4 protein-coding genes are annotated in these 6,008 nt (G+C 36.6%); 1 reads left to right on the forward strand and 3 read right to left on the reverse strand.

All coding sequences use genetic code 11. From position 1 onward, the window contains the following. Positions 1–105 precede the first annotated feature (105 nt). On the reverse strand, positions 106–963 hold the full coding sequence (locus tag ABXH34_RS17205) for an Abi family protein (RefSeq protein ID WP_353573117.1): 858 nt from the start codon (positions 961–963) through the stop codon (positions 106–108). Between the two features lie 916 nt (positions 964–1,879). Between ABXH34_RS17205 and ABXH34_RS17210 the strand changes: the two genes are divergently transcribed. Continuing rightward, positions 1,880–3,274 (forward strand): B12-binding domain-containing radical SAM protein, encoded by a 1,395-nt coding sequence (locus ABXH34_RS17210; protein WP_353573118.1) that lies wholly within the window; start codon positions 1,880–1,882, stop codon positions 3,272–3,274. Positions 3,275–3,414: 140 nt separating this feature from the next. Here the strand turns inward: ABXH34_RS17210 and fba are convergent, their stop codons facing one another. Further along, the gene (fba, locus tag ABXH34_RS17215) at positions 3,415–4,476 is read right to left on the reverse strand and encodes a class II fructose-bisphosphate aldolase (RefSeq protein ID WP_353573119.1); all 1,062 of its coding nucleotides are present in this window, start codon (positions 4,474–4,476) and stop codon (positions 3,415–3,417) included. A gap of 72 nt (positions 4,477–4,548) precedes the next feature. Further along, complete coding sequence (pyk, locus tag ABXH34_RS17220) at positions 4,549–6,000, reverse strand: pyruvate kinase (RefSeq protein WP_353573120.1); 1,452 nt, start codon at positions 5,998–6,000, stop codon at positions 4,549–4,551. Between the last annotated feature and the right edge of the window lie 8 nt (positions 6,001–6,008).

Below are 6,008 nucleotides of genomic sequence, written 5' to 3' on the forward strand. Positions count from 1 at the left end.
CATATTTGACAACTCTGTCGCTGTTGCTTGACCAAAGCTTGCGCTTAAATAATCTGTGTATATGTTTAATTCTTCTTGCTTCATACTTACTTATCTTATCTTATCTTATTTTAATTTGGGATTCTTTGCGTAACTTGAGTTAATTAAATCAGCAACTTGTAAAATCCAATCTGAATTGTTACTCATTTTGCAGATAAGAAACCATAAAACAGTAATGATGCCAAATATTTTCTCTCTGGATTTTTGGTCCAAATTTAATCTTTCAAAATACGGTGTAGATAAAACATTTAAGGCATTGTTATTATTTTGATTCCAAATGCGTGAATGATGGGCGCATCTATTTCTTAAAATATTGATTTCTTGCAGCCAGTTGGCTATTTTTTTCACATCTTTGGGATTTAAACTAAGCCTTTGTGCAACTTTATTCTGATATTTACCATTAAGCATTTTAAAATAATGTGACGTTGTGCCAAAATCCCATGTTTCAACCACTACCCAAAACGGTAAATCTCGTTGTTGGTTTATATGCCAACGAATACAGTCTTCTTTACTTTTTGAGATATTATGGGTTTGTTTTTGAGACCATATTTCCCATGAAGATGGTTTACCATTGTAAGGTTTTTGAAATTTTGGATGGATAAACTTTTCTTTTTTGTAAGCTAGAGGATCAGAAAAGCCTAATTCATGAGCAATAATGGAACGTATATAAACTTCAATTCGTTCAATCGCATCAAGCATCAATTGACGTAATTTTTTATCAAATAAATATAAATCAAATATGGTATCAAATGAAGTACCTATAATAAATTGATCATGTCTTGCAGGGATATTCTTGGAAGAAAAGAGGACTTCATTATTTTGGTCTCTTATTATCTCACGGCATATATACCAGTAGCCACTTAGACGATAATAACCTACTTGTGATAACTTTCTTTCTGCTCTCGCAAAATCTTCAATTATCATTCCCCTACTTGAAAGAATTTGAACTAATTCAGTATAGGATTTAAAGGGTTTGGTTGGAGAGCTGCGTTGAGTCAATGTGATGACTATAATAATGTAGACAGGAATAAAAAAGGACGGCTCAAACTTAATACTAAAATACATCAACACCAGAGGTATTGGGCACTGTTAAAACAAGTTTAATAGAGAGTTTGTTTTTTGTCAACGGCTTACAACAAAAGCATAGTCTAAAACAAGCATCAATAATATGGAGCGTCTCATCTTTCTAAATAGTATGTAGGATGGATAAGCGATAGCGTCATCCGTCAACGCTGAAATATCCCATTCCTCATATTTCCAATTTAATATCAAAACTTTAGATATGTTTGTGTTCCCAAAAGGTGTATGACGCTGCGCTTATACACCCTACGCGGGCTATTGATTTTAAATATTGCAACAACTCTAGTATGTAGGATGGATAAGCGATAGCGTCATCCGTCAATGCTGAAATATCCCACTCCTCATATTTCCAATTTAATATCAAAACTTTAGATATGTTTGTGTTCCCAAAAGGTGTATGACGCTGCGCTTATACACCCTACGTGGGCTATTGATTTTAAATATTGCAACAACTCTAGTATGTAGGATGGATAAGCGATAGCGTCATCCGTCAACGTTGAAATATCCCATTCCTCATATTTCCAATTCAATATCCAAATTTTAGATATGTTTGTGTTTCCAAAAGGTGCATGACTCTGCGCTTATACACCCTACGTGGGCTTTTCAATAAATTATGTAAAATCTATTTTTAAGGTATATTTGATTAATTATAGTATTTTAAATGCTTTAAATTTGCTTCTACTTTAATGAATATACTATATGGAGTAAAATAGTATACTACAGAAGTATATTTCTTTATTGTTAAGAGAGATTTATTATTATGACCAAAATATTCTGCATCAGCGCTGGCCAATTAATTGTAAAAAAAGCAGACAATATTATAAACAGAAGAAATCGCTATTTAAATTATGGTTTGCTTTCATTAGCAACAGAACTAAAAGAAGCAGGTTTTGACACAATTCAAATACAAGGAAATTTTGATGCTCCAAAAAAAACATTGCAAACATGCAAGCAGCATGGGATTGAATATACAACTTCTCCCATTCTTATTTCTATTCCAAGTTTTTATGCCATACCATGGGTTAATGAGTTTATATCGATAGTAAGGTCAATAAAATTAAAACAAAAAATAATCATTGGTGGAAGATGGGTTATAAATGACCATCCTGAATTTTTAAGAAAATTAATTCCAGATGCAGATTTAATTGTTTCAGGCATCGCAAACGGAAGGATTATAGATATTGTAAGAGGCTTTGATTTTCCTCAAAACAAGCCAAGTAATAGTTATCCTAGACTTGATTATACATTACTTCATGAAAGAAATCTGTATCAACCAAGCATAGAAATATCAAGGGGGTGTGGCAAAATGTGTACATTTTGCCAAGAAAAAAATGAAAAACTACAACCACTAAAACAAGCTCAACTAGTAATTAATGAAGCAAAAGAAATAATTCTTAATGATAATTTAAAAAAAATGTCTCCTTATTTCGAAGCTTCAACATTTGCTCCAAATGGCAAATGGGCTGAGCAATTATCAAGTTTAATATATCAATCGTCACTGGATTTAAAGTGGAGAGCTGAAGCTAGGGTAGATAGTATTTTACCAAAACGGTTAGAGGTATTAAGTAAAGCAGGATTAAAAGTGTTAGACCTTGGTCTTGAAAGTGCGTCCCCTAGACAACTTATTAGAATGAAAAAAACAGAAAACCCCTCAATTTATTTATCAAAAGCCTCTGATTTATTAAAAGCCGCATTTGACCACAATATATGGGTTAAAATTAATATTTTAATTTCAGCTGGTGAGTCTTGTAAAAGTATTGAACAAACAATTAACTGGCTAGATTTGCATAGCAAATACATCAAAGGGATTTCTGCAGGTCCTTTAATTATATTTGGTTTAGAACATTCTAAAAAATATATCATTGATGAAATTGAAAATTATGGAGCAACTTTAAGCCATAGTCCAACTGATGGAGTAACTAATATAAATCCAAGCAAGGAAATAAATTACAAAAGATCAATTGAAATTTCACAATATATTAGCAAAAGACATATGAATGCTGATGACTATTATCAATTAAAATCATTTTCTTATTTTTCTAGAGACTATGAATATAATGATTTTATTACTGATATACTTTCAACAAATACAATTTTAAGCTTTGATACAACAGAAATAAAGTGTCAAGCAGTTGCATATCCTCAACTTTACTAACAATTTTTTTACCATACATACTATTATAGCAAGCTCTACTTGATACATTAACTCTTGAAACTGAGCACTTGGTAATAAATCATCATTTTCGCTCCCACACAATTGTAGGAACGAGTAAAAATGATTTTAAACGACAAAAACTAATTAATACGTGGGTCTAATTCACCTGCTTTATAACGTGCGAACATGGTTTCTAAAGTGATAGGTTTGATTTTAGAAGCTTGTCCCGCTGTGCCGAACGCTTCATAACGTGCTTTACAAATTTCAGCCATCGCTTTTCTGGATTCACCTAAATATTTACGTGGATCGAAGTTTGACGCATTGTCGTGCATATGTTTACGGATAGAACCCGTTGAAGCCATACGCAAATCAGTGTCAATATTCACTTTACGCACACCGTGCTTAATCCCTTCTAGGATTTCTTCTACAGGCACACCATAAGTTTGACCCATCTCACCACCGTGATCGTTGATGGTTTTTAACCATTCTTGAGGCACTGAAGAAGAACCGTGCATCACTAAGTGAGTGTCAGGAATACGCGCATGGATTTGTTTAATCCGTTCAATCGCTAAAATATCACCTGTTGGTGGACGAGTGAATTTATACGCGCCGTGACTTGTACCAATTGCAATTGCTAAGGCATCAACACCTGTTGCTTTCACGAAATCAGCCGCTTGTTCAGGGTCAGTTAATAATTGCTCTTTGTCTAATTTGCCTTCTGCGCCAGAGCCATCTTCTTCACCTGCTTCACCTGTTTCTAATGAACCTAAACAGCCCAATTCACCTTCAACTGAAACACCACAAGCATGTGCCATATCAACAACCGTTTTAGTCACATCAACGTTGTATTCATAGCTAGAAGGGGTTTTCATATCCGCCATCAAAGAACCATCCATCATCACTGATGAGAATTGACTTTGAATCGAACGCATACATACCGCAGGTTCTGAGCCGTGATCTTGGTGCATCACTAATGGAATGTGTGGATATTGCTCTAAGGCAGCCACGATAAGGTAACGCAAGAACGGTTCACCCGCATAAGAACGCGCACCCGCTGAAGCTTGTAAAATCACTGGGCTGTTGGTTTCGTCAGCCGCCATCATAATGGCTTGGACTTGTTCTAAGTTGTTGACGTTAAACGCTGGAACACCATAACCATTTTCTGCGGCATGGTCTAATAATTGACGTAATGAGACTAACATTGTTTCTCCTCAATTTTGGAAGTAAGTTTTAGGAATGAAATTTTTAATAGTTTTTAGTCACACCTGATTGAATCAATTCATCTCAATCATTGGCTTACCGACACAGACGATTTTCATCATATTTGTGCCGCCTGAAATCCCTTTCATATCTCCTTTGGTGATAATTACTAAATCACCTTCGCTCACCGCACCAAATTGTAATAATTTATGAATAATTCTCTCATTCACTTGCACCACGTCGACCCCACAAATATCTAAAACAAGAGGACAAACGTCTCTGAATAAACTCATTTTAGCGCAAGTGCTGGCTTGGCGAGACATTGCAAAAATTGGGATGCTGGAATTAATTCGTGACATCCACAATGGCGTTGCACCTGATTCCGTTAAGGCTGCAATCGCTTTTACTTTCAAATGGTTAGCCGCGTACATGGTTGACATTGCAATCGCTTCGTCAATCCGCCCAAAGGTTTTAGTAATCCGATGGTCAGAGGTGTTTGACATAGGATGCTTTTCAGCTTCACGACAGACACGCGCCATGGCTTTGACTGCTTTATCAGGGTTGATACCAACGGCTGTTTCACCTGATAACATCACCGCATCTGTGCCATCAAACACGGCATTGGCTACGTCCGAGACTTCGGCACGGGTTGGAATCGGACTATCAATCATTGACTCCATCATTTGAGTCGCGGTAATCACTACTTTATCATGTTCACGCGCAGCTTTAATCAAACATTTTTGTGCTGCGGGTAATGATTCATCACCAATTTCCACCCCCAAATCACCCCGAGCTACCATAATGGCATCGGAAGCTTGAATGATTTCAATGTGGTTATCCATTGATTCAGCGCGTTCCATTTTTGCAATAATACTGGCTTTGCTGCCTGCCGCTTTTAATAGTTCACGCGCTTGATGAATATCTTCGGCACAGCGTGGAAAGGATACCGCGACATAGTCCACTTGTAAATCAGCAGCGACTAAAATGTCTTGGCGGTCTTTGTGGGTCAGGGCATCCGCCGATAAACCACCACCAAGGCGATTGATGCCTTTATTATTGGATAATACACCGCCGACTTTGACTTTGCAGTTGATTTGCCCGTCAACAACATCTTTCACTTTTAAGACAATCCGTCCATCGTCTAGCAATAGAACATCGTTTTTGCCTACATCTTTGGGTAATTGTTTATAAGCAATCCCCACTTTTTCTTGTGTCCCTGCATTAGGTGCAAGTGTGGCATCAAGGATAAATTTATCACCTTCTGCAAGGGTAATTTTATCTTTTTCAAAGCGGTCAATACGGATTTTAGGTCCTTGCAAATCAGCCATAATCCCTACAATTCGACCTGCAAATTTGGCACGTTCTCGCACCAGCTCAGCACGTTTACGGTGTTGTTCAGATTCACCATGTGAAAAGTTGAGCCGCACAACATCAATGCCTGCTTCAATCATTTTGTCGAGCATGGCAACTTCATCAGTAGCAGGCCCTAAGGTGACGACAATTTTGGTGCGTTTAAATATGGTCATTATTAATC

Source organism: Candidatus Albibeggiatoa sp. nov. BB20, from assembly GCA_016744725.1.
In the GTDB taxonomy this organism is placed as follows: Bacteria; Pseudomonadota; Gammaproteobacteria; order Beggiatoales; family Beggiatoaceae; genus Albibeggiatoa.